The sequence below is a fragment of the Streptomyces sp. NPDC046900 genome, from assembly GCF_040644975.1.
Classification (GTDB): domain Bacteria; phylum Actinomycetota; class Actinomycetes; order Streptomycetales; family Streptomycetaceae; genus Streptomyces.
The window spans coordinates 33,417-57,921 of record NZ_JBEYXD010000008.1; the positions used below are offsets into that span (position 1 = coordinate 33,417).

The window sequence follows — 24,505 nt, forward strand, 5'->3', positions numbered from 1 at the left end:
CTCAGCGGAACTCGGCGAGCCGGGGCCGCAGTCCGAGGGCGGTGAGGGCGGCGGCCGCGAGCAGCAGGCCGCCCGCCCACGGCAGCAGTCCGCTCACTGCGGAGCGGCCCTCGCGTACCGAGGACACGAAGTGGGCGCGGTTGATGTCCGTCACCTGGTCCAGCGCGGCCATCCACTCCCCGAAGTGCGCATTGGACGTGCCGGGCTCCCAGCCCATGCAGAACTCCGCCGCCTCGTGCTCCTTGCCGGCCGCGAGCAGGACGCGGACCCTGCGGTCGTCGCGCTGGTACACGGCGTAGGTGCCGACGGTCCGCTCGGCCGCGGCCCGCTCACCGGGGAACGTGATGTTGTCGAGTTCGCGCCGGAACTCCCCGGTGAAGCGCAGATCGTGGTGGTCGGTGCGGTAGGCGTTCCAGCTTGCGGCGAGCCCGGCGTCATACGTCGCGAGGGTGGCGCCCTCGATGCCGTACAGCTGCTGGGACTTGGCGAGGAACGAACGCGCGTACTGGTCGCGGCGCCCGGGGTCGAGGAGGTAGCGGCTCTCGTCGGCGTTGGCGTCGTAGGCGATGGCGCGGGCGCGGGAAAGGGCGACGACGGAGTCGAAGGCGTCATGGCGGGCAACCCGCAGGTGGTCCAGGGAGGCGGACAGCATCTGTCCTCCGAGGAGTACCGCGACGAGGGTGCAGACGGTGGCGGCGAGCACACCGGGATTGAGAATCCGGTGGAAGCGGCGAGCCAGATACCACTGCAGTACGGCCAGCACGGCGAGGAGCAGCGCGCCGAGGATCAGCACGCCGGTGAGCTGCGCGGACAGGGTCGAGCGGGCCTGGGCGTACTGTCCGTTGAACGCCGTGTTGTTGGACTCCACCAGCCGCCGCGCGTCCGGCAGCAGGCTCCGCTGGAGCAGATCCGTCGCCGTGCGGTAGTCGGCCAGTGCGGCCGTCTTGCCGCCGCTGCGCGCGTCGTTCTCCAGCGCGCGGCCGATCAGCTCCTGGTACTCGGCGAAGTCGTCGGTCAGCGACTCGACGGTCCGCTCGTCGGCCGGCGCGCCCTGGGCTGCGACGGCCAGGGTGCGCAGGTCGTGGCCGATCTCGCGGCGCGCGGCCCCGTAGAAGCCGACGGCCTTCTCGTACGGCGTCACAAGGCGCCCATGACCCGCGTCCCCGCTGGACAGCAGGATGTTGGCGGCCTGCGCGTCCATGTCGTTCAGGGCGAGGTTCAGGTCGGCGGCACTGGTGGTGCGGGGCGCGTCTCGGCCGGCGACGGAGTCCCAGGTGCCGGTCGCGGCCAGGCCGGCCAGCAGGAGCAGCAGGGCCAGGGCGGCGGCGAGCGAGACCGTGACCGCACGCAGGAAGCGCAGCCGCGCGGGCAGAGTGGCCCAGCAGCGGCGGCGCAGAGCGGCCCGCGCGGCCACGGTCTCGCGGCGGAAGCGAGGCCTCCGCCCGCCCGGTCGCGGCCCCCCTCTTGGCCGCGAACCGGTCCCCCCCACGGGCGGGACGACCGTCGGCTGCCGTGGTGGCGCGCTTTCCCCTTGCGGGGCATGCGCTGTTCCGGCCGTGATGGTCACGGTCCCTCCCACGTCAGGCCACGGACGGTCGCCCGTCCCCCGTTGCCGCTCAGTCTGCGACCGGTTCCGGCCACGGACGATCTGCGTTGACGCGCCCCTGACGCTTTATCAAGCCGGATTGACGGGACTTTGACGGCCCGTCCGCAAGCCGCGCATGAGCGCCCACAAATACCGTTCTGAGCAGGCAAGTTCAGGCGCCCGGCGCCGTCCGGCTCTCCTTCGGCGGGCCCGGGCCGCGGGTGCCGGCGGACCGGTCCTGCCGTCTGCCGGCATCGAGGTGGTCGGCATCGTGATCTTGTGGGAGCGCAGCCTTCACCGACCCACGCCTCCGCCCAGCCGGACGACCTCGTCAAGAACGCGTATGCGCACGTCAGATCGGCGTATGGGATCACGTGTCGGGCTTGCCCTGGCCCTGCGCAACGACTTCGATGGACGGCGTGAACAGCGCATGGCTTCTCTTCGACCGGCCGCCGAGTCCCGGCGTGACCCGTCGTGCGCCTCGCTGCCCGGAAACGCCCATGTCAGTCGTCGTCCACTGACGCCGACGCGTTTTCCGTAGCCCTCGGGGCGCCGTGACCCACGTCCGGCGCCCCTTTCTCATACCCGCACCTCACCGGCCGCCCGCACGGGCCGAGCCGGCGTGCCCGCATCCCCGGAATGGACCATGTCCGACCTTTCGCCCCGTACCGTTCTGATCACCGGAGCCACCTCAGGCATCGGGCTGGAGACCGCCCGCCAGCTCGCCGAGCGCGGCGCCACCGTGCTGATGCACGGTCGTACCGCCGAGGAGACACAGGCGGCCGTCGACCGTCTCGTCGCCACGACCCGGATCGAAGAGGCCCAACTGCGGGCCTACGTGGCCGACTTCGCTCGCCTGGAGGAGGTCGAGGCGCTGGCCGACCGCGTCGTGCGCGAACACCCGCACCTGGATGTGCTGGTGAACAACGCCGGCATGGCGGCGCCGGAACGCCACACCGTCACCGCGGACGGCAACGAGATCGCCTTCCAGGTCAACTTCCTCGCGCACTACCTGCTGACCTGCCTGCTGGAGCCGGCCCTCACCAGCGAGCCGGGCGGCCGGGTCGTGAACGTGTCGTCCTCCCTGCACCGGACGGCGTCGATCCAGTGGTCCGACCCGAACCGGGCCCGCCGCTACTCGCGGCTCGCCGCCTACGCCCAGTCCCAGCTGGCGCTCACCGTCTTCGCGGCCGACCTGCGCGTCACCGCCGTCTCCGTGCACCCGGGCGTCTGCGACACGGCGCTCCTGTCGCTGTACGGGCTCGAAGGCGTCGCCCCGGCCGAGGGTGCCGCCTCCGTGGTCCGGCTGTGCGACCCGGCGGTGGAGATCGTCAACGGTGCCTACTACGACCGCGACGAGCGCATGGACCCGGCACCGGCCGCGCAGGAGGAGCGGACGGTCAAGCGCCTCAACAAGCTGGCGGACCTGCTGGTCGGCCGCAGCGCTTGAACAACACATCACGGAACAGGAGTTGACCCACATGTCCAAGCGAGCCCGGAAGAAGAAGGCCCGCCGCAAGAAGAAGGCGAACCACGGCAACAAGGCCTGCCAGGGGTAGCGCCGGCCCAAGGCGGGGCGAGCGTCCGGCCACGGGCGCTCGCCCCGCTCCATTCGTCCACTTTCACCGCCGAAGCGTCTTCGCCGTCCGAGCTCCTTCGCCGTCGAAGCGTCTTCACCGTCCTCACGTGGAGGCGTCGATGATCGAACTCGTACCCGACCAACTGCCGTCGCTCACTCGCTGGTTGCCCGCGGGCTCGCCGGGGCCGGCCGTCGTCGGCGAACACGTACTGAGCACCGGAATCGGCCACTGGTGGGCGGACCGGCCGGTCCAGCCCCGTGCGATCGCCGTGTCCTGCGCGGGATTCACCGTGCTCCGCGGGACGCCGGACGTGCTCACCCCCGAGGCCCTGGCACCCCTGGCACACCACTACATCGACGCCCCGGCGCGCTTCCTGCCCACCCTGCGGGCGGCCTTCGACCGTCTCACGCCCTGGGAACGCATGGTCTGGACCCTGCAGGCCGATCCGCAGCCCGCCCCCACTCCGCGGGGCGTGGCCGTACTTCGTCTCGGCCGCGGGGACGCCGACGCCCTGGCCTCACTCGACGCCGAGGCGGAGTGGATCCACTCCCCCTGGGGCGGCCCGGCGAGCCTCGCCTCCTCCGGTCACGGCTGGGCGGCTGTGGACGCAACGGGCCGGCTGCTGGCGGTGGCCTGTACGCACTTCCGCGGCACCAGGTACGAGGACGTGGCTGTCTTCACCCGCCCCGAACACCGCCGCCACGGTCTCGGCCTCGCCTGTGTCACCGCCCTCTGCGCGGACATCACCGCACGCGGTCACATCCCGAGCTGGAACTGCTCGGTCCACAACCGGGCCAGCCGTCTGCTCGCCTGGACCGCGGGTTTCAGGCTGGTGCGCGAGTACGTCCATCACGCGGCGGGAAGCACCCTCGCAGCCGGGGGAGACCACCTGCGTCATGACGCAGCGTGTTCGCCGCGGGCTGGGCGGTCCGCCGCTCGTGCCGCATAACGGTACGAGTTGCGGCCTGGTGTTTTGATGCGTTCCTGATATTGCTTCGACGCATCATTGATGTCTGACCGCTCGTTCTTAACGGAAGCTTGACGCGCTCGCCCCACACATCCGTGGGCCCAGGCGTCACTCTCCGCATACGCTGGTGCGGCCGTCCGTGTGATGGCCCAGTCCCGCACCGAGCCGTACAGCAGGAGAGCACGCCGATGGCCACCACCGAACACCCACCTGCGAGCCGCTTGCGGGCGTGGATGCTGGAGGGGCTGTCCGACATGGGCAAGGGCTCCGCGGCTCCGCACGCCCAGCCCGAGTCACCGCACAAGGGCCAGCCCTGGTGGCGGGTGATGTGCCTGACCGGCGTCGACTACTTCTCCACGCTCGGCTACCAGCCCGGCATCGCCGCCCTCGCCGCCGGACTGCTCTCCCCCATCGCCACCATCGTCCTCGTGATCGTCACCCTGGCCGGCGCCCTGCCGGTCTACCGGCGGGTGGCGCAGGAGAGCCCGCACGGCGAGGGCTCCATCGCCATGCTGGAACGGCTGCTGTCGTTTTGGCAGGGCAAGCTGTTCGTTCTGACCCTGCTGGGTTTCGCCGCCACCGACTTCCTGATCACCATCACGCTCTCGGCCGCCGACGCCTCCACCCACCTGATCGAGAACCCGCATCTGACCGGCACCCTCCACGGCCACCAGCTGGTCATCACCCTGCTGCTCATCGCCCTGCTGGGCGCGGTGTTCCTCAAGGGGTTCCTGGAGGCGATCGGCGTCGCCTTCGCCCTGGTCGGCGTCTATCTCGCGCTGAACGCCGTGGTGGTCGTCGTGGGCCTGTGGCATGTGGCCACCGCCGGTCATGTGGTCACCGACTGGACGGGCGCCCTGACCACCGAGCACGGGAACGTCTTCGTCATGATCGGTGTGGCGCTGATCGTCTTCCCGAAGCTGGCGCTGGGTCTGTCGGGCTTCGAGACCGGTGTCGCCGTCATGCCTCATGTGCAGGGTGACCCCAGCGACACGGAGGAGCGGCCCACCGGCCGGATCCGGGAGACCAAGAAGCTGCTGACCACTGCTGCGGTCATCATGAGCGGCTTCCTCATCACCACCAGCTTCATCACCACGCTGCTGATCCCGGAGAAGGAGTTCCAGACGGGCGGCCGGGCCAATGGCCGCGCGCTGGCCTACCTGGCGCACGAATACCTGGGCAACGCCTTCGGCACGGTCTACGACGTCTCCACCATCGCGATCCTGTGGTTCGCGGGGGCCTCCGCGATGGCCGGGCTGCTCAACCTGATGCCGCGCTACCTGCCCCGCTACGGCATGGCGCCGCACTGGGCGCGTGCCGTGCGGCCCATGGTCGTCGTCTTCACTCTGGTCGCCTTCCTGGTCACCTGGATCTTCGACGCCGACGTGGACGCCCAGGGCGGCGCCTACGCCACCGGTGTGCTGGTCCTGATCAGCTCCGCGGCGATCGCGGTGACCATCGCCGCCCGCAAGGCCGCCCAGCGCAACTGGACCATCGTGTTCGCGATCATCTCGGCCGTCTTCCTCTACACGACGGTCGTCAACGTGATCGAGCGGCCCGACGGTGTGAAGATCGGCGCCTGCTTCATCGCCGGCATCATCCTCGTCTCGCTGCTCTCCCGCCTCGCCCGCTCCTTCGAGCTGCGGGTGACCAGCGTGACCCTGGACGACATGGCGGAGCGCTTCGTCCGGGACATCGCCAGCCGCAAGATCCGGTTCATCGCCAACGAGCCGGACAACCGGGACGTCGCCGAGTACCGCGCCAAGATCGAGCAGATACGTGCCGACAACGACATCACGCCGCAGGACGACTTCGTCTTCGTCGAGGTGACGGTCGGCGACCCGTCGGAGTTCGAGGCCGGTCTGACCGTCCACGGCGAGGTCATGCACGGCCGCTACCGCGTGCTCACCCTGGAGTCGTCCTCCATCCCCAACGCCCTCGCCGCTCTGCTGCTGCACGCCCGGGACATGACCGGCTGCATCCCGCACATGTACTTCGAATGGACCGAGGGCAGTCCCTTCACCAACTTCCTGCGCTTCTTCCTCTTCGGCCAGGGCGAAGTCGCCCCCGTCACCCGGGAGGTGCTGCGGGAGGCAGAGCACAACCGCAAGCGGCGGCCGAGGGTCCACGTCGGCTGACGCGCCGCACACACGGACGGCGCCCGAGTCCATGGGCACGTCGCGCCGGACCTCGCCGACCGGGGGTCAGCAGCCGGTCGGTGAGGTCCGCGCCGCGGGCCGGCGCAGCAGCCACTGGGCAAAAGTGCGCCGCGGAGAGCGCACCACGACCCGGCCGTACCGGATGTCACCCGCCAGCTCGATACGCAGGGACACCGGCACACCGGTGCCACCGGCCCCCTGTGTCCTGACCTTGGCGTAGCTCACCGTGAGGGAGTCGGTGTCCACCACGATTCCCGGCCGGGTCATGAGCACCAGGGAACCGCCGAGCATGTCCAGGTCGATCCGCAGGGCGCTCTGCGTGATCACCGCCTCGGTGAAGTCGAGCGTGACATCGCCCCACGACGAGCGGATCTCCATCCGGCGCGGGACCACCCAGCCGCCGTCCCGCCGGGCCGAACTGCCCTGCTGCTCGATGCGGACGAAGTTCTTCGCCGGGGCGGCGGACTCGCCCGCCTCCCCGGCGACGGCCGGCAGATCGGCCGTGAGGACGGACAGCTCGCCGACGGTACGCGCGGAGAGTGCTGCCTCCAGCCTGTCGTCGAGTTCCTCGGAGGTCAGCCGGCCGTCCCCCGCCGCGATGCGCAGCACATCGACGACCCGGTCCCGGTCCGCGTGCGAGGCCCGCAACCCGACTGACACTCCGGAGCCCGCGAACTCCTCGGCCCGCGAGAGCTCTCCCGCCATACCGCTCACCCCGCAACTGTCGGAGACTCCACCGGGCGACGACACCGGAGCACCCGCCGTCATCGCCACGCTCTCCGAGTAACGCTATATCGCGTCATAGCTCCGGGCCAAGCCCGCGTCCACCCGCACGCCCGGGTGGGGCAGCGCACTCCAGAACACCGGCGGGTACGGGACCGTCGGTCCGCGGCCGAAGACGTGCGCCGAGGGTCCCGGCCCGTCCATGGGGCCGGGACCCTCGGCGCCGACCGAGATCAGGCCGTTCCGAGCGCCGTCCGGAGGACGGCGACCGCCTGGCCGATGGCCGCACCGGCGGCGTGGGTCTCGCGCAGCGCGTTGAGCATCACGAAGTCGTGGATGACGCCCTGGTAGCGCACGGCGGTGACCGGAACGCCTGCCTCGCGGAGCTTGCCCGCGTAGGCCTCGCCCTCGTCGCGCAGCACATCAGCCTCAGCGGTGATCACGAGCGCCGGGGGCAGGCCTGCGAGCTGCTCGGTGGTCGCGCGCAGCGGGGACGCGGTGATCTGGACGCGCTCGCTCTCGTCGGTCGTGTACTGGTCCCAGAACCACTCCATGGCGTCGCGGCGCAGGAAGTAGCCGGTGGCGAACTGGTGGTAGGAGCCGGTGTCGAAGGAAGCGTCGGTCACCGGGTAGAAGAGGACCTGCTGCACCAGCGGGACGTCGCCGCGCTCCTTGGCCATCAGGGTCAGCGCCGCGGTCATGTTACCGCCGACGGAGTCGCCGGCCACCGCTATGCGGGTCGCGTCCAGGCGGTGGCCCGCACCGTCGGTGACGATCCAGCGGGCGACGGCGTAATTCTGCTCGATGGCGACCGGATAGCGGGCCTCGGGCGAGAGGTCGTACTCGGGGAAGACGACCGCGGCGCCGGTGCCGACCGCGAGTTCGCGCACGAGACGGTCGTGGGTGTGGGCGTTGCCGAAGACCCAGCCGGCGCCGTGGATGTAGACGATCACCGGCAGCACGCCCGTGGCTCCTGCCGGGCGGACGATACGGGCGCGGACCTCGCCGGTGGGGCCATCGGGCACGGTGATCCACTCCTCGTCCACGGCGGGCTTCTCGATCTCACCGGACTGCACCTCGTCGACGGCCTTGCGGCCCTCGGCCGGACCGAGATCGAAGGGGTAGGGCGGGTTGGCGGTGGCTTCGGCGAAGGCCTGCGCGGCGGGCTCGAGGACGGGGCGGGGGCCGGTGGCGTCGGTCATGGCGATCTCCTGGGATCCGGTGCCGCGGGCAGACCCCACCGGCGTTGTCACCGGGGGCTGCGGCACACCGGAAGAGTAGCGCTCGATTAAGTCGTGCACAACTAGTTCGCTCTCCATAGAATGGCGACAGGCGCCGAAAGCTAGGGTGGAAGACCGCTGTGTGGACCACCGGACCGAGGAGCGATGCCATGAGCGCACCGACGGCCGAACCGGCCGAGGAGGGTTCCCTCCTTCTGGACGACCAGCTCTGCTTCGCCCTGTACGCGGCATCCCGGGCGGTGACCGCGCGCTACCGCCCCCTGCTCGACGCACTCGGCCTCACCTATCCGCAGTACCTCGTGATGCTCGTGCTGTGGGAGCAGGACTCGATCTCCGTGCGCGACCTGGGCCAGGCCCTCCAGCTGGAGTCCAGCACCCTCTCACCACTCCTCAAGCGCCTGGAGGCAAGCGGCCTCCTGCACCGGGAGCGCCGCCCGGAGGACGAACGCTCCGTCGCCATCCGCCTCACCGACACAGGGGCCCGGCTGCAGGAAAAGGCGCGCGACGTGCCCCTCGCCATCGGCGACTCCATGGGCCTGACCCCGGAACAGGACGCCCTGGCCAAACAGCTGCTCCGCCTCCTGACCGCCAACGTCACCGATCACTGAGGCCGCCGGGACGGGGAATCACACACCCTCCAGGGCGTTGAAGCCGTTGTGAGCTCAGTGATCGAACAAACCCGCTTCTCGGTACTCGACCGCTCGCGCATCCGCGAGGGCCACGAAGGGGCCGATGCCCTGCGCGACACCGTGCGTCTGGCCGGGGAGGCCGAGCAACTGGGATATCACCGGTTCTGGATATCCGAGCACCACGGCGTGCCCGGGGTCGCCGGCTCCGCGCCCACCGTGCTGGCCGCGGCCGTCGCCGCCGCCACCCGGACCATCAGGGTGGGGACCGGCGGCGTGATGCTGCCCAATCACCGGCCGCTCGTCGTGGCCGAGCAGTTCGGTGTGCTGGAGGCCCTCTTCCCGGGGCGGATCGACATGGGCCTCGGCCGTTCCGTCGGCTTCACGGACGGGGTGCGCAGGGCGCTGGGCCGGGACAGGGACGACGCCGACGACTTCGCCGGCCAACTCGCCGAGCTCCTGGGATGGTTCACGGGCGCGTCACCCACCGGGGTGCACGCGCGCCCCGCGGAGGGCCTGCGCGTGCCGCCCTTCGTGCTGGCCATGGGCGAGGGCGCGACGATCGCCGCCCATGCCGGGCTGCCCATGGTCATCGGGGACCTCCGGAACCGCGAGAAGATGCTGCGCGGGATCGAGACCTACCGGGAGTCCTTCCGGCCTTCCGCCTGGGCGAGCGAGCCGTACGTCGTCGTCTCCGGCACGATCGCGGTCGCCGGCACCCTCGAGGAGGCCCGGCGGATCCTGCTCCCCGAGGCCTGGTCGATGGCGTACGCGCGGACCCGTGGCTCCTTCCCGCCTCTGCCTCCCGCCGAGCGCGTGGAGTCCCTCGCGATGAGCGCCAAGGAGCGCGGCTTCTACGAGGCCGGGCTCGTCGGCCACATCGCCGGCACCGAGGAGCAGGTGGCCGGTGAGCTCGAGAGTCTGATCGAGGAGACAGGGGCCCAGGAGGTGCTCGTCACCACGAGCACATACGACCGCCCGGCGCTCCTGGACTCGTACCGGAGGCTCGCCCGGGTGGCCGGGCTAGGGACGGCCCGGAACCCGGCCCGCGAGCGTCAGAGGCCGAGGTCGCTCAGTCCCGGGTGATCGTCGGGCCGGCGTCCCTGCGGCCAGTGATAGAGGCGCTCCGACTCCTTGACGGGAAGGTCGTTGATGCACGCATAGCGCTTGAGCATCAGTCCGTTGTCGTCGAACTCCCAGTTCTCGTTGCCGTAGGAGCGGAACCAGTTGCCCGAGTCGTCGTGACTCTCGTACGCGAAGCGCACGGCGATACGGTTGCCGTCGAAGGCCCACAGTTCCTTGATGAGCCGGTACTCCAGTTCCCGCCGCCATTTGCGGGTGAGGAAGGCGATGATCTCGTCACGGCCGTCGATGAACTCGGCGCGGTTGCGCCAGCGGGAGTCGACCGTGTAGCCGAGGGCGACCTTCTCCGGATCACGGGAGTTCCAGGCGTCTTCCGCCAGCCGCACCTTCTGCACGGCCGTCTCCCGGGTGAAGGGCGGGAACGGCGGGCGCGATTCGCTCGTCATGTCATCTCCGTCGTGAGAACGCTCGTTCTCCAGCTGACGGCCACGGTATGAGAACGACGGTTCTCACGCAAGAACGGTACTGCCGAATGGCCGCCGGGAGGCGGTTCCCCGGCGCGGGGCCCGGGTTGTGGGGCCGGGCCCGGTCGTCACACCAGCGGGATCGTCACCTCGTCCTCGACCGGTGGGTCGACTTCCTGGCGCAGATTGCCGGTCGCCGCGAAGCAACGCAGCCGGATCGCCTCCGCGGTGACGTCAAGGCGCAGGAAGTTCTTGAAGAACGGCGGGCTGTAGGTGGCCGAGCCCGGGGAGAAGAGCCGGGTGTAGATCTTGCGCACGGGCAGCCGGAAGCGGGAGGCCCGTTCGGGACGGCGCCCCGCCCCCAGCAGTCCTGCGACCAGCCGGACGCGCGGTGTGACCCGGACCGGGCCCCCCGGGGTGCGGGTGGGCGGAATGCCGAGCCGCTCGGCGATGACAGCCATCGCCTCCGCCTCGGTGAGGGTGAAGAAGCGGCGCAGCCGCAGACGGCGCCCGTAGAGCCTGCTGTAGAAGGCCAGCGAGTCGCCCCGCAGCGGATAGCAACGGAAGTCCTTCTCGGTGACGTTCGCGATGGACACGCGCGGGATGGTGTGGGTGGCGTGCATGAACGCACCGCCGCCGCCGGAGACCACGTACTGGATCGTGCGGCCGTCCACCTCCACCGGATAGCGCTGGTAGTTGTGGATGTCGCCGCCTATCGCCGCGACGTAGTGGTGGTCCGGGTCGCGGACGATGTCGTCGACCGTACCGCCGCCCTCGATGGGACAGGGGTGGTGTTCACCGTCCACGTACAGGGGGGAGCCGGTGACGAGGATCTTGGGGCGGGGGCCCTTGGAGACCTCCCGCAGCCAGCGGCCCTGTTCGGCGTCGATGGTGCCCAGCAGTCCGGTGTCGATCCCGATGATGCGGACGCGCCCGGCGTCGATCGCCCAGTAGGGGCCGGGCTGAACGGCCTGCTGGGCCGGGTCCGGACGCAACGCCTGTGCTTCTTGGACGAGTTGCCCGTCCGGCTCGGCCGGTCTGTGCCACAGCAGGGAGCGCAGCCCGGCCCGGCTCAGCCGGCGCGGCGCGGGGGCCGGTGCCGGCGGCGCGGCCTCGCAGAAGACGCGCATGAACCCGTACAGGTCCTCGTACCAGTCATGGTTGCCGGGTATCGCGTAGATGGGCGCCGGATACCCCTGATAGGGGCGGAAGAACTTCGTGCCGTAGTCGGCGGTGGTCCCCACCGGATAGATGACATCGCTGGCGATCACCGCGAAGTCCGTGTCCTGACCTGTCTTCAGGAAGCCGGGCACCACGGCGTATTGGGGGTCGTCGCCCTCGCCCGTGTCTCCGAGGACCATGAACGAGAAGCGGTCCGCGGTGTGCCGCCGGATCACCTTGTCGGTGGGCGCGCCCGCCGCTTCCTGCTGCTTCACCCAGCGGCTTCGGGTGCCTCCGGTGGGGTCGCCGAACCAGGAGGCCAGCACGCCGTTGCGGGCCGCCCAGAGCGTCTTGGGGTTCAGCCAGTAGACCTTCTCGACCTGACGTGGCATCAATGCGCGGTATTCGCCGCGCTCTTCGGCGCCCCACCCGGCGCCCTCGGCCGTATCGCGTGAAGATTCGGACACCGGTGAACCGTAGCAATGGCCGAGACAAGGGCCGAGATCAGGTCCCACCCGGACGGGCTCGAACGGGCCGTGCACGTCGACAGGGGCGGGCGGCTCGTCGGAGGTCAGCGCGCGGGCGCCGCACCTCCATGCGTCCGTCCGCCCGGGCCGGGACACCTCCCGGCCCGGGGACGGGCGTCAGAACATCAGTGATGTGCGGGCAGGTCCGCGTGCCCGCCGGCCGGCAGGTCCAGGGCCCGCTCCGCGGCGAAGGCCAGGGCCCGTCGGTCGGTGCCGGCGTCCGGCACCAGCAGCGGAGTGACCCGGACCTCCGCGACGAGCCGCCGCGCCGAGACGACCCGCCACACCGACGTCAGCAACGAGTCACTGCCCACGAACGCGGGCGCCGTGGTGGCGGAGCCCCCGTCGAGCCGGTAGTGCAGACGCACCGGCTGCACCGGGACACCCGCGTCCAGCGCCGCCTGGAAGGCGGCCCGGCGGAAGTGCCCCTGCGCCCGCCCGCACCAGGTGCTCCCCTCGGGGAAGACCACGATCGCCGATCCGGCACGCAGGCCGTTCGCGATGCGGGCGACCGTGTCGGGCAGCGCCCGCAGCCGGTCACGATCGATGAACAGCGCCCCGCTGCTCGCGGTGAGCGCACCGGCCACCGGCCACTGCCGGATCTCGGTCTTCGCCAGCATCCGGCCCGGACGGACGGCGGCCAGCAACGGGATGTCCATCCAGGAGATGTGGTTGGCGACCATCAGCAGACCGCCGTCCTGCGGGGCGGCACCGGTGATCCGGAGCCGGACGCCCGCGGCGCGCACCACCGCCCGGCACCAGGCCCTGATGATCCGCGCGCGCCGTGCGGCGGAGAGCAGGCGCGCCGCCGGGAAGAGTGCGATCCCGGCGATGAGCAGGGTCAGCACGCTCACCAGCCGCAGGACGGCGAGCGGTGCGGTGGCCGCCGAGGCCGTGCCGTCCACGCAGGATATGGGCGAGCACGGTGCGCTCGGCAGCCAGGCGCTCACCGGGGCAGGGGCCCTGCGGCCGCTGCCGGGGCGCCGTCGTTCGGTGACCGGCGCGGCGGCGGGGAGCGCCGTCGCGTTCGCGAGCAGCGCCGCACGGCGCGGGCGCAGCGTCAATCCGGGGCGGGACATGTCCCTCACACCGATCCGGGTGTTCATCACGCCGGGACGAGCGAGAGGAAGTGCCGCAGGTAGCGCGAGTTGACCCGGCGCATCGACAGCAGGACGTACAGGTCGGCGACGCCGAAGTCCGGGTCGTGCGCGGGCTCGCCGCACACCCAGGCGCCCAGGCGCAGATAGCCGCGCAGCAGCGGGGGCAGCTCGGCGTGCCCGGCCGGGGCCTCGACCTCGGGGCGCCAGGGCAGCAGCGGCTGTACGCGGTACTCCTCGGGCGCCAGGTACTTGTTCCGGACGCGCTCCCAGGTGCCGGCGGCCATGGTGCCGCCGTCGGCGAGCGGCAGGGAGCAGCAGCCGGCCAGCCACTCGTGGCCGCCGTCGACCATGTAGCGGGCGATGCCCGCCCAGATCAGGCCGATGACCGTGCCGTCGCGGTGGTCGGGGTGCACGCAGGAGCGGCCGACCTCGACGAGCCCGGAGCGGATGCCGTCGAGCGGAGTGAGGTCGAACTCGCCCTCCGAGTACAGCCGCCCGGCGACCGCGGCCCGCTCCGGCGGGAGCAGCCGGTAGGTGCCCACGACCTGGTCGGTCACCGTGTCGCGGACGAGCAGGTGGTCGCAGTACGCGTCGAAGGGGTCGATGTCGAGGCCCGGCTGCGGCGTGGACAGGAGGGCACCCATCTCACCGGCGAAGACATCGTGGCGCAGCCGCTGTGCGGCCCGGACGTCGGCCTCGTCACGGGCGAGGCTGACGGTGTAGCGCGTGGGTGCCACGGGCGATGGGGGGATGGCGAGCGTGGAAACGCCGGTCATGGCTCTCTCCTGGTCACGGGCCGGTTCGGCGGTGCGTCGGCAGACCGTGTCAGTGCGATCTGCGCGATCCTGTTCTTCCGATGCCGGTTGGCCTACGCGTAACCGCAGCCAGGAGAGTGGATGTGGGAATGTTGAATGCCAGGGGTCGCCTTGCCGCACGACTGTCGGCGGGACCGGGGTTGAGCACCACGCCCGGTCCCGCCCGTCCGCACCGTGCCGGCGAACGTCGTGCGGCCGGCGCCGCCCCGTCCCGAGCGGCGCCGGCCAGTCTCGGTGCTAGCGACCGCCCGACTTGCGGGTCGCGCGCAGCCACTCCTTGTTCATGTTCGTGATGGAGACGAGCGGGATGCCCTTCGGGCACGCGGTGGCGCACTCCCCGGTCAGCGTGCAGCCGCCGAAGCCCTCCGCGTCCATCTGGGCCACCATGTCCAGGACGCGGCTCTCGCGCTCGGGCGCGCCCTGCGGCAGCACATTGAGGTGGTTGATCTTGGCCGAGGTGAACAGCATCGCCGCGCCGTTCGGGCAGGCGGCCACGCAGGCGCCGCAGCCGATGCACTCCGCGTGTTCGAAGGCGAAGTCGGCGTCCGCCTTCGGCACGGCCGTGGCGTGGGCCTCGGGCGCGGCGCCGGTCGGGGCGGTGATGTAGCCGCCGGACTGGATGATCCGGTCGAAGGCCGAGCGGTCCACGACCAGGTCCTTGACCACCGGGAAGGCCGAGGCCCGCCAGGGCTCGATGTCGATCGTGTCGCCGTCCTTGAAGGACCGCATGTGCAGCTGGCAGGTGGTGGTCCGCTCGGGGCCGTGCGCGTCGCCGTTGATGACGAGCGAGCAGGCGCCGCAGATGCCCTCGCGGCAGTCGTGGTCGAAGGCGACGGGGTCCTCGCCCTTGAGGATGAGCTCCTCGTTGAGGGTGTCGAGCATCTCCAGGAAGGACATGTCGGTCGATATTCCGTCCACCTCGTATGTGGACATGGCGCCTTCTGCGTCGGCGTTCTTCTGCCGCCAGACGCGCAGGGTGAGCTTCATGCGTAGCTCCGCTGGGTGGGGTGGACGTACTCGAAGACCAGGTCTTCCTTGTGCAGGACGGGCGCCTCGCCGGTGCCCGTGAACTCCCAGGCGGCCGCGTAGGCGAACTCGTCGTCCTTGCGGGCGGCCTCCCCGTCGGGGGTCTGGGACTCCTCGCGGAAGTGGCCGCCGCAGGACTCGGAGCGGTGCAGCGCGTCGAGGCACATCAGCTCGGCGAGCTCCAGGTAGTCGACGATGCGGTTGGCCTTCTCCAGCGACTGGTTGAACTCCTCGCCGGTGCCCGGCACCTTGATCCGCCGCCAGAACTCCTCACGGATCTGCGGGATGCGCTCCAGGGCCTTGCGCAGTCCCGCGTCGGTACGGGCCATGCCGCAGAACTCCCACATGAGCTCGCCGACCTCGCGGTGGAAGGAGTCCGGGGTGCGGTCGCCGTCGACGGACAGCAGCAGGTTGAGCCGGTCCTCCGTCTCGGCGAGCACCTCCTGGACGGCGGGGTGGTCGGTCGTGACCTGGTCCTGGTGCGGGTTGCGGGCGAGGTAGTCGTTGATCGTCGACGGGAGGACGAAGTAGCCGTCGGCGAGCCCCTGCATCAGCGCGGAGGCGCCGAGGCGGTTCGCGCCGTGGTCGGAGAAGTTCGCCTCGCCGACGGCGAACAGGCCCGGGATCGAGGTCTGCAGGTCGTAGTCGACCCACAGGCCGCCCATCGTGTAGTGCACCGCGGGGTAGATCCGCATCGGCACCTCGTACGGGTTCTCCGCGGTGATCCGCGCGTACATGTCGAAGAGGTTGCCGTACTTCTCCTCGACCTTCTTTCGGCCCATGCGCTTGATCGCGTCCGCGAAGTCCAGGTAGACGCCCTGGCCGCCGGGTCCGACGCCACGGCCCTCGTCGCAGACGTTCTTGGCGGCGCGGGAGGCGATGTCGCGGGGCACCAGGTTGCCGAAGGACGGGTAGATGCGCTCGAGGTAGTAGTCGCGCTCGTCCTCGGGGATCTCGTTCGGCGGCCGGTTGTCGCCCTTCGCCTTCGGCACCCAGATCCGGCCGTCGTTGCGCAGCGACTCGCTCATCAGCGTGAGCTTGGACTGGTGGTCGCCGGTCCGCGGGATGCAGGTGGGGTGGATCTGTGTGAAGCAGGGGTTGGCAAAGTAGGCGCCGCGCCGGTGGGCCCGCCAGATGGCGGTCGCGTTGGAGTTCATCGCGTTGGTCGACAGATAGAAGACGTTGCCGTAGCCGCCGGAGGCGAGGACCACGGCGTCCGCGAAGTACGTGTCGATCTTTCCGGTGATCAGGTCGCGGGCGACGATGCCGCGGGCCCGCCCGTCGATCACGATCACATCGAGCATCTCGGTACGCGGATGCATCTCCACGTTGCCGGCGGCGATCTGCCGCGAGAGCGCCTGGTAGGCGCCGAGGAGGAGCTGCTGGCCCGTCTGGCCGCGGGCGTAGAAGGTGCGGGAGACCTGCACGCCGCCGAAGGAGCGTGTGTCGAGGAGCCCGCCGTACTCGCGCGCGAAGGGCACGCCCTGTGCCACGCACTGGTCGATGATCTCGACCGAGATCTGGGCGAGGCGGTGGACGTTGGACTCGCGGGCCCGGAAGTCGCCGCCCTTGACGGTGTCGTAGAAGAGGCGGTGGATCGAGTCGCCGTCGTTGCGGTAGTTCTTCGCGGCGTTGATACCGCCCTGCGCGGCGATCGAGTGGGCGCGGCGCGGGGAGTCCTGGTAGCAGAACTGGACCACGTGGTAGCCCTGTTCGGCGAGGGTGGCGCCCGCGGAGCCGCCGGCGAGGCCGGTGCCCACGACGATCACCGTGTGCTTGCGCCGGTTGGCCGGGTTGACCAGCTTGGCCTCGAAACGGCGCTTGTCCCAGCGCTCGCCGACCGGGCCGGACGGGGCCTTGGTGTCGGCGACCGGCTCACCGGTCGCGTAGTCCGCATAGGAAGTCATCTCTAGCTCACCACTCCGGTCATGACGCCCACGGGCACGGCGATGAAACCGGCCGTGAGCAACAGCGCGAGGACATTGGCTGTGGTCTTCAGGGCGCGGTCCCGGGTGCGGCTGCCGACGCCGAGGGTCTGGGCGGCGCTCCAGAAGCCGTGCTGGATGTGCAGGCCGAGGGCGAGCATCGCCACGATGTAGATGACGTCGCCGTACCACGTGGAGAAGGTGTCGACGACGTTCTGGTACGGGTGGCCCTCCTGGAAGCCGCCGGAGTGCACGGTGCCGGTGGTCAGGTCGAGGATGTGCCAGACGATGAACAGGCCGAGGATGATCCCGCCCCAGCGCATGGTGCGGGTCGCATAGCTCGCCCGCGGCCTCGTGTGCACGTACTTGCTGGGGCGCGCCTTGATGTCGCGGCGGCTGAGCTGGTACGCGGAGACGGCGTGCGCCACGACGGCGACCACCAGCACGACCCGGATCAGCCAGAGCGTCCACTCGTAGTGCACGACGGGCTCGCCGATGGTGCGCAGCCAGTGGGCGTAGTGGTTGAAGTCGCCCGCCCCGAAGTAGATCTTCAGGTTGCCGTACATGTGGGCGACCAGGTACAGCAGCATGATCAGCCCGCTGACCGCCATCACGGTCTTCTTGCCGACGGTCGAGTCCCACACGGTGCGTGCCATGGACGGCCGTCGGTCCGTCCGCGTTGCCAGAGCCATGGCAGAACGCTAGGGCGGGGGGTTGTCATCGGTCCAAGACATGGTCCGCCTCGTTTCGATAGGCAGGCCCTATGCTGGTGAGGTGCAGTTCCAGCAGCTCCAGTACTTCGTGGCGGTCGCCGAGACCCGGCACTTCACGCGGGCCGCCGACCTCGTCCATGTCGCCCAGCCGTCGCTGTCGCAGCAGATCAGGGCGCTGGAGCGGGAGCTGGGCGCCGATCTGTTCCTGCGGGCGCGCGGCAACATCACGCTCACGGACGCGGGCGAGGCGCTGCTGCCGCTGGCCCGCCGCATCCTCGCCGACGCGGAGACGGCGCGGCACGAGGTGCAGGAACTGGCGCAGCTGCGCCGCGGCCGGGTGCGCCTGGGCGCGACGCCGAGCGTGTGCACCGGACTGCTGCCGGACGTGCTGCGCGCCTTCCACGACCGCTACCCCGGAATCCAGCTGCTGATCGAGGAGGGCGGCTCCCACGACCTGGTCCGGGAACTGGCGCGCGGCGCCCTCGACCTGGCACTGATCGTGCTTCCCCTGCCCACCCCCTCCCCCGCATTGAGCACGGTGGAGCTGCTGCGCGAGGATCTGGTGGTGGTGTCCTCGCCCGACGAGCCCAGACCCGGTGGCGGCCGCCGCACCGTGCGTATCGCGGACCTGGAGGGCGAGCGTCTTGTCATGTTCCGCCATGGCTACGACCTGCGGGAACTGACGGTGGCGGCCTGCCGCGCCGAAGGCTTCGAGCCGGAGTTCGCGGTGGAGGGCGGTGAGATGGACGCGGTCCTCGGCTTCGTACGGGCGGGTCTCGGCGTCGCCGTCGTCCCGCGCATGATCGCCACCCGCTCCGGACGCGGCCTGCGCGTGACCCCGCTGGCCCGGCCCGGCCTGTACCGCACCATCGCCCTGGCCCACCGCAGCGACGTGGCCCCGCCGCGCGCGGCCAGGGAGCTTCAGCGGATGCTGCTGGAGCGGTGAGCGGCCGGCTTGCTTCCGGTGACCGGACGGCGGCGCCACCGGGGGCCGTGCCTACCGGCTTCCCGTCAGCCGGGATCCCTCCGGGGTGCGGCGATAGAGCACGGCCCGCCCGGACCGGGCGCGTGCGACGAGTCCCGCCCGGTGCAGCACGCCCAGGTGGTACGACACCGTTGCGGGACTGAGGAAATGACGTGCCGCGAGTTGCGCGGTGGAGGCCGGTCGCGCCAGCGCCGCGAGCAGCCCGGCGCGGGTGGGTCCGAGCAGCCTGGCCAGCTCGGCGGAGGAGGTCGTCGGCGCGGCGGGCCTGTCGCGCGCGGGATAGGCCACCATCGGCGGCCTCTGCCCGTCCCGCACCGGGTCCACGGACACGCCCGGCCCCGCCGCCACGAGCGACGGCACCACGACGACCAGGGGCACGGCGAGCCCCACCGTGAACCGGCTGTCGATGCGCAGCGTGCCGTCGGCCCACCGGATACCGGGGTGCAGCGAGTTGAAGAGCCGGGCCGCGCCACGCCGTGCCAGCACACCGGCGCACCGGTCGACCTCCGATTCGAGGGCGGCCTTCGCGTCCTCCCAGTGCGGGGCGAAGGCCAGGTCCCAGTAGCGCCGGAGTTCCTCCGCGGCCTGCCGTGCGACATAACCGCCGCCCCGGGCCATCGCCCGTCGTACCTCCGGCGGCAGCTCCGACCCGGCCAGGCCGCTGCGCGGGCGGCCGTCGCGCAGCGCTTCCAGCTCGCCCACGACCCGCTCGGGCGGCGTGGACCGGACCCGCTCCAGTTCCTCCTCGACGGTGGGCGCGGGCCCTGACGGATGCGGACTGAGGAAATCCGGCACATAACCGCCGCCGTCCAGGGCCAGCTCCGACAGCAGCGGCAGACCGGCACGGCGCAGCACGCGCCGGGCGCGTGTGACCCACGGATCGGCGTCCGAGCCCGGGCACACGCCCCATGGCAGCAGCGTCGCCGCGACCTCGTGCAACGGCGAGACCGCGAAGCGGGAGCGGGCCAGCCCGGCGGCGTCCACGGTGAGTTCGATCACGGCTCCCCCTCGGCTGCCCCTCGCCCAAGTCCCTTTGTCCCGTGTCCCTTCGAACCTGCTCGAATCGTGGCACGAAAGCTGCCCCGGGGGGCCTGCTCCGCGCAGTCTTGTGGCCGACGAGGACAAGGGGGCGCGGAGGCGCGCGAGAGCCGGGGGGATGCCGGGGATGCGGAGAACACAACGGATCGGGAAGGCACGGGTACGCGGGATGCGGAGGCCCAGAGCGCTGGCGACGGTCGCGCTGGCCGCCGGCGCGCTGATGCTGTCGGGGACCTGCACCTCGACAGCCCAGGACCGGGCGGCCGCGGCGCCGGCCGGGGAGCACGGGGGACTCTCCGGCGTCGCAGCCTGCCCCGGGCTGGAGGGCTTCAGCTGCGGCACGCTGACGGTCCCGCTCGACCACAGCGGCGGCGTGCAGGGCCGGCTGGGCCTGCAGGTCGCGATGGCGGACAACGTGAAGGCCCCGAAGGGCGTACTGCTGTTCCTGACGGGCGGTCCGGGGCAGCCGGGTGTGCCGTTCGTGGAAGGACTGAGCAAGAAGCTGGCGCCCTTGCTGAAGGACTACCGGCTCGTCATGGTCGACCAGCGCGGCACCGGTGCGGGCGCGCTGCAATGCCCGCAGCTGCAGAAGGAGATGGGGTCGTCCGATCTCACGCCGCCCACCGCGGGGGCGGTGACGGACTGCGCCGCGGCCATCGGCCCCGACCGCCGTTTCTACGGTACGAACGACACGGTCGCCGACCTGGATCTGCTGCGCCGGGCGCTGGGCGTGCGGAAGATGACGCTGGACGGTGTCTCGTACGGCACGTACACCGCCGAGCGGTACGCCCTGGCGCACCCGCAGCACGTGGCCCGGATGGTGCTGGACTCGGTGGTGCCGCAGACCGGCTACGACCCGATGGACCGCGCCGCCATGCGAGCGGCGCCGCGTGTGCTGACGGAGGCGTGCGCGGCGATCGGCTGCCATACGGACCCGGCGGCGGATCTGGCCAAGGTGGTGGACACGTACGGCAACGGCGTCGACGTCCTGGACACGCTGACCACCTGGGAGTTCGTGGACCCGGACTACGCGGCGATGATCGACGCCCTGCACCAGGCGGCGGGCGGCGACCCCGCAGAGCTGCAGGGCCTGATCGCGGGCGTACGGGAGGGAAGCGCGGCCACCGCGGAGGAGCTGAGCCAGGGGCTGCACGCCTCGACCCTGTGCCTGGACGGGCGCTATCCGTGGGGCAGGGCGGACACACCGGTGGCGGGGCGCCAGGAGGCGCTGGAGAAGGCGGGCGCGGACCTGACGCCCGCCGACTACGGCCCCTTCGACGCGGCCACCGCGACGGGCCTCGGCTCGATGCTCAGCTGTCTGCACTGGCCGCGCACTCCGGTGCAGCCGCTGCCGCCGGAGCACCGCCGTCTTCCGGGCGTACCGGTACTGCTGCTCGGCGGCGACCGGGATCTGTCGACCCCGCTTGAATGGCTGTACGACCAGAAGAAGCTGACGCCGCGAGCCCGGGTCGTGGTGGTGCCGGGTGCCGCGCACTCGGTGCAGAACAGGGCGGCGAGCGACAAGGGCCGCCAGGCGGTGTTCGACTTCCTCTTGAGGCGCTGACCATGGGGTGGCTCACCGCACGATCACGGGGGCGGGAGCCCGGGCAGCGGCCCGGACGCGGTCGTCAGAGACACACATCACCGGGCCGGTGACACCGAGAGCGGAACGGACAACGACGAGGCCTCCACCGGGGATCCGGGTGGGGGCCTCGCCTCTCGTGCCGTGCGGCCGCGCAGGACTCGGACTTCGTCCCGAAGCATGTCGGGCGGCGCTCGACCCGCGTTCGGCGCGGCCCTCGCGGAGCGTGGGTCAGGCGGCCTGTCCGGTCGACGCCGCGGCGGCCGTCCGCGCGCTGAGCACGATCCGTCCACGGTCCGATTCCGGGAAGCGGTCGAGCATCGCGCGCAGTTCCCCGGCACCGACATCGGCGCCGAAAGGCTCGGTGCCCGGTTCGAGCCGTACTCCCTCGGTGAGAGGGCCCGCCACGACGGGGTCGAAGCCGACTGCGTCGACGAGGTGCGCGACGGTGGCGAGGTCCTCGGGATCGTCACCGGCGATCGCGATCGCCTTGCGTCCCGGCGCCCCCGCGGGCCGGGCCTCGTCCTCGAGGTCGTGGTACCCCATGTGGTTGAACGCCTTGATCACACGCGCTCCGGGCAGGTACGCCTGCACGATCTCGCTCGAGGAGGTGAGCGGGTCGGTGAGGTCCTCGCGGATGCCGTCGACCTCCCACCAGTAGTTCATCGCGTCGATGACGAGCTTGCCCCGCAGCGCTTCGGCGGGAATGCTGCGGTACTTGCCGAGCGGGAGCGCCAGGACGACCACGTCCGCCTCCGCCGCGGCCTGCGCGGCGGCGACCGGGACAGCGCCGGGCGTGAGGACTTCGACGGTGAGGGCGATCTTGGCGGGGTCGCCGGATCCGGCGATGAGCACGCGATGGCCGGCTGCCAGGGCGAGTCGAGCCAGCACGGTCCCGACCTTGCCCGCGCCCAGGACGCCGACGGTGCGCACAGTGGCGGTGTCCATGTCTTCTCCGTTCATGGCGTCAGCCGGCGAGGATGTCGCGGACCATCGGGACCACCTTGGTGCCGTACAGCTCCACGGCGCGCAGACGGGCGCTGATGGGCTGTGCCCCCGTGGTGTAGATGAGGTCGAACCTGCCGACGCCGAGTGCCTTGATGGCGCGGGCCATCTTGCGGGCGACCGTCTCGGGAGAGCCGATGTAGAGGGAGCCGTGCTCGATCTCGGCGTCGTACTCCTCCTTGCGGATCGGCGGCCAGCCCCGCAGCGCGCCGATGCGGTCACGGATGACCCGGTAGTGCGGCCAGTGCAGCTCCCGGGCCTCCTCGTCCGTGTCGGCGATGAAGCCCGGCGAGTGCATCCCGACCGGATGAGCGGTCGTGCCGAACTTGTCGGTGGCGCGCTGGTAGAGGTCGATGTACGGCGCGAAGCGCTCCGGGGTGCCGCCGATGATGGCGATCATGAGCGGGAACCCGTACTGCGCGGTGCGGATGACCGACTGGGGCGTACCGCCGACTCCGACCCAAGTCGTCAGGTGCCCGGACTCGGTCTTGGGGAAGACGTCGGCGTTGTCGAGGGGAGCCCGCTTGGTGCCGCTCCAGGTGACGGGCTTCTCCTCCAGCAGCTTGGCGAAGAGCTCGATCTTCTCCTCGAACAGCACGTCGTAGTCGCTCAGGTCGTATCCGAAGAGGGGGAACGACTCGGTGAAGGAGCCTCGTCCGAGGATGACCTCGGCCCGGCCGTTCGAGAGCGCGTCCACGGTGGAGAAGCGCTGGAAGACGCGGACCGGGTCGTCGGAGCTCAGCACGGTCACACCGGAGCCCAGACGGATGCGGTCGGTACGGGTGGCGATGCCGGCGAGGACGGTCTCGGGAGTCGAGATCGCGAACTCCGGGCGGTGGTGCTCACCGAGGGCGATGACGTCGACGCCGGTGTCCTCCGCGAGAACGGCCTCGTCGACGACCTGCCGGATGGCTCGCGCGTCGGACACCGGGGTGCCGGAGTCGTCCTGCGGCACATCACCGAACGTGTCCAGACCGAAGACGAGATCAGACATGGGTGGGCTCCTTCGTGAGCAGTTCCTTCACCCGCGGGGCGACTTCGCGGCCCAGCAGCTCGATGGTGCGGGCCCGGGCTTCGCGGGGCAGATTCAGTACGTCGTACTTGAGGTCGAAACGGCTCAGCCGCAGGTCGCGGGCCATCGTGGCGATCTTGCGGGCGACGGTCTCGGGTGAGCCGACGAAGAGCGCGCCCGAGTCGATCTCCTGCAGGTAGCGCTCACGGGTCGGCTTGTAGAACCCGCGTTCCGCCGCGAGTTGGGCCACGAGCGGCTGCCAGTACGTCCACCAGGTCTCGAGTGCCTCCTCGTCGGTGTCCGCGACCATCCCCAGCGAGTGCTGGGCGACCGGTCGCCTGGCGTGTCCGAGCTGTTCGAGAGTGCGGTGGTAGAGCTCGACATGGCCGGCGAACCGCTGGGGGCGCCCGCCGATGATGGCCAGCATGAGGGGCAGGTCGTAGCGGGCGGCGCGGACCACGGAGTTCGGGCTGCCTCCCACACCGATCCAGGTGGGGATGCCGCCCGGCGGCATCCGGGGATGCAGCTGCTGCTCGACGAGCGGCGGCCGGAACTTCCCCGACCAGGTCACCGTCTCCTCGCGCTGCAGACGCATGAACAGGTCCAGCTTCTCCTCGAACAGCTCCTCGTAGTCGGCGAGGTCGTAGCCGAACAGCGGGAACGAGTCGGTGGCGGACGCCCGGCCGAGTACGAGCTGGGCACGCCCGTTGGAGACGGCGTCCAGGGTGGAGAACTCGTGGTACAGCCGCACCGGATCGTTCGTGCTCAACACGGTCACCGAGGTGCCGAGCCGGATGCGCTCCGTCGCGGTGGCGATCGCGGCGAGCAGGACGGGGGTGGCGCTGTCGTTGTGGCCCCGGCGGTAGTGCTCACCGATGCTGAACACGTCGAGCCCCACGGCTTCGGCGAGCTTGGCCTCCTCGACGATCAGGCGAACGGTCTCGGCGTCGCTCAGCGTGCCGCCGCCATCGGTGGCGACCTCCCCGAACGAGTTGAGCCCCAGTTCGAAGCCTTGGGCCGTCATGGACTCCTCCTGCTGCGCTCTCCGGCCGCGTGCGGCACGACCGACAACTACTTGACGCGTCAATTATCTCTCGATGTGGTTGACGCGTCAACTACAGGCGGCTGTGACGGCTCTTTCCGCGTGCGAAGAGCAGGGCGGCGCCGACGGTCACGGGGCCGACGCAG

At 71.0% G+C, this 24,505-nt stretch carries 21 protein-coding genes; 7 read left to right on the top strand and 14 right to left on the bottom strand.

Annotated elements, in window-relative coordinates; genetic code table 11:
• Position 1 precedes the first annotated feature (1 nt).
• Positions 2–1,414 carry a hypothetical protein gene (locus tag ABZ904_RS10745; RefSeq protein WP_360997971.1) on the bottom strand — a complete coding sequence of 471 codons (1,413 nt, stop codon included), beginning with the start codon at positions 1,412–1,414 and terminating at the stop codon, positions 2–4.
• Positions 1,415–2,231: 817 nt separating this feature from the next.
• Here ABZ904_RS10745 and ABZ904_RS10750 point away from each other — a divergent pair.
• From ABZ904_RS10750 to ABZ904_RS10760, 3 genes are all read left to right on the top strand, one after another.
• Positions 2,232–3,035, top strand: coding sequence for an SDR family NAD(P)-dependent oxidoreductase (locus ABZ904_RS10750; RefSeq protein WP_359404299.1), 804 nt, complete (start codon positions 2,232–2,234; stop codon positions 3,033–3,035).
• 248 nt (positions 3,036–3,283) lie between these two features.
• Positions 3,284–4,114, top strand: coding sequence for a GNAT family N-acetyltransferase (locus ABZ904_RS10755; RefSeq protein ID WP_361822485.1), 831 nt, complete (start codon positions 3,284–3,286; stop codon positions 4,112–4,114).
• Positions 4,115–4,320: 206 nt separating this feature from the next.
• Positions 4,321–6,270: an amino acid transporter gene (locus tag ABZ904_RS10760; protein WP_361822488.1), complete on the top strand. Its 1,950-nt coding sequence runs from the start codon at positions 4,321–4,323 to the stop codon at positions 6,268–6,270.
• A gap of 66 nt (positions 6,271–6,336) precedes the next feature.
• Here the strand turns inward: ABZ904_RS10760 and ABZ904_RS10765 are convergent, their stop codons facing one another.
• Together ABZ904_RS10765 and ABZ904_RS10770 are read right to left on the bottom strand one after the other, a co-directional pair.
• Positions 6,337–6,996, bottom strand: coding sequence for a DUF1707 domain-containing protein (locus ABZ904_RS10765; RefSeq protein ID WP_361822491.1), 660 nt, complete (start codon positions 6,994–6,996; stop codon positions 6,337–6,339).
• A 251-nt stretch (positions 6,997–7,247) separates the two neighbouring features.
• Positions 7,248–8,216 carry an alpha/beta hydrolase gene (locus ABZ904_RS10770; protein WP_359404308.1) on the bottom strand — a complete coding sequence of 323 codons (969 nt, stop codon included), beginning with the start codon at positions 8,214–8,216 and terminating at the stop codon, positions 7,248–7,250.
• A gap of 188 nt (positions 8,217–8,404) precedes the next feature.
• Here ABZ904_RS10770 and ABZ904_RS10775 point away from each other — a divergent pair, with 188 nt between their 5' ends.
• Both ABZ904_RS10775 and ABZ904_RS10780 read left to right on the top strand, forming a co-directional pair.
• A complete protein-coding gene (locus tag ABZ904_RS10775) occupies positions 8,405–8,863 on the top strand; it encodes a MarR family transcriptional regulator (RefSeq protein WP_361822494.1) in 459 nt (152 codons plus the stop codon).
• A gap of 48 nt (positions 8,864–8,911) precedes the next feature.
• Positions 8,912–9,967: an LLM class flavin-dependent oxidoreductase gene (locus ABZ904_RS10780; RefSeq protein WP_361822497.1), complete on the top strand. Its 1,056-nt coding sequence runs from the start codon at positions 8,912–8,914 to the stop codon at positions 9,965–9,967.
• On the opposite strand, the gene ABZ904_RS10785 is transcribed toward ABZ904_RS10780, so the two are convergent.
• The 7 genes from ABZ904_RS10785 to ABZ904_RS10815 form a co-directional block, all read right to left on the bottom strand.
• Complete coding sequence (locus ABZ904_RS10785; RefSeq protein WP_360997984.1) at positions 9,937–10,410, bottom strand: nuclear transport factor 2 family protein; 474 nt, start codon at positions 10,408–10,410, stop codon at positions 9,937–9,939. The two genes, ABZ904_RS10780 and ABZ904_RS10785, sit on opposite strands and share 31 nt — an antisense overlap.
• 146 nt (positions 10,411–10,556) lie before the next feature.
• A complete protein-coding gene (locus ABZ904_RS10790) occupies positions 10,557–12,056 on the bottom strand; it encodes a metallophosphoesterase (protein WP_361822500.1) in 1,500 nt (499 codons plus the stop codon).
• A gap of 185 nt (positions 12,057–12,241) precedes the next feature.
• Positions 12,242–13,066: a lysophospholipid acyltransferase family protein gene (locus ABZ904_RS10795; protein WP_359404370.1), complete on the bottom strand. Its 825-nt coding sequence runs from the start codon at positions 13,064–13,066 to the stop codon at positions 12,242–12,244.
• Between the two features lie 155 nt (positions 13,067–13,221).
• Complete coding sequence (locus ABZ904_RS10800; RefSeq protein ID WP_359404329.1) at positions 13,222–13,992, bottom strand: GNAT family N-acyltransferase; 771 nt, start codon at positions 13,990–13,992, stop codon at positions 13,222–13,224.
• 276 nt (positions 13,993–14,268) lie between these two features.
• Complete coding sequence (locus ABZ904_RS10805; RefSeq protein WP_361822503.1) at positions 14,269–15,018, bottom strand: succinate dehydrogenase/fumarate reductase iron-sulfur subunit; 750 nt, start codon at positions 15,016–15,018, stop codon at positions 14,269–14,271.
• Complete coding sequence (locus ABZ904_RS10810; RefSeq protein ID WP_359404335.1) at positions 15,015–16,964, bottom strand: fumarate reductase/succinate dehydrogenase flavoprotein subunit; 1,950 nt, start codon at positions 16,962–16,964, stop codon at positions 15,015–15,017. The genes ABZ904_RS10805 and ABZ904_RS10810 overlap by 4 nt, the downstream gene beginning before the upstream one ends.
• A 2-nt stretch (positions 16,965–16,966) precedes the next feature.
• Entirely contained in the window at positions 16,967–17,638 is a 672-nt protein-coding gene (locus ABZ904_RS10815; RefSeq protein WP_360998054.1) for a succinate dehydrogenase, read from the bottom strand.
• Positions 17,639–17,756: 118 nt separating this feature from the next.
• Here ABZ904_RS10815 and ABZ904_RS10820 point away from each other — a divergent pair, with 118 nt between their 5' ends.
• Positions 17,757–18,641 carry a LysR substrate-binding domain-containing protein gene (locus ABZ904_RS10820; protein WP_360997989.1) on the top strand — a complete coding sequence of 295 codons (885 nt, stop codon included), beginning with the start codon at positions 17,757–17,759 and terminating at the stop codon, positions 18,639–18,641.
• Positions 18,642–18,692: 51 nt separating this feature from the next.
• Here the strand turns inward: ABZ904_RS10820 and ABZ904_RS10825 are convergent, their stop codons facing one another.
• Entirely contained in the window at positions 18,693–19,679 is a 987-nt protein-coding gene (locus ABZ904_RS10825) for a winged helix-turn-helix domain-containing protein (protein WP_361822506.1), read from the bottom strand.
• Between the two features lie 208 nt (positions 19,680–19,887).
• Here ABZ904_RS10825 and ABZ904_RS10830 point away from each other — a divergent pair, with 208 nt between their 5' ends.
• A complete protein-coding gene (locus ABZ904_RS10830; RefSeq protein ID WP_359404344.1) occupies positions 19,888–21,282 on the top strand; it encodes an alpha/beta fold hydrolase in 1,395 nt (464 codons plus the stop codon).
• A 249-nt stretch (positions 21,283–21,531) separates the two neighbouring features.
• Here the strand turns inward: ABZ904_RS10830 and ABZ904_RS10835 are convergent, their stop codons facing one another.
• From ABZ904_RS10835 to ABZ904_RS10845, 3 genes are read right to left on the bottom strand one after another with little or no spacing between them, the layout of a single operon-like run.
• Positions 21,532–22,248, bottom strand: coding sequence for an NAD(P)-binding domain-containing protein (locus tag ABZ904_RS10835; protein ID WP_361822509.1), 717 nt, complete (start codon positions 22,246–22,248; stop codon positions 21,532–21,534).
• 19 nt (positions 22,249–22,267) lie between these two features.
• Positions 22,268–23,299 (bottom strand): LLM class flavin-dependent oxidoreductase, encoded by a 1,032-nt coding sequence (locus ABZ904_RS10840; RefSeq protein WP_359404350.1) that lies wholly within the window; start codon positions 23,297–23,299, stop codon positions 22,268–22,270.
• Entirely contained in the window at positions 23,292–24,341 is a 1,050-nt protein-coding gene (locus ABZ904_RS10845) for an LLM class flavin-dependent oxidoreductase (protein WP_359404353.1), read from the bottom strand. The genes ABZ904_RS10840 and ABZ904_RS10845 overlap by 8 nt, the downstream gene beginning before the upstream one ends.
• Positions 24,342–24,505 lie beyond the last annotated feature (164 nt).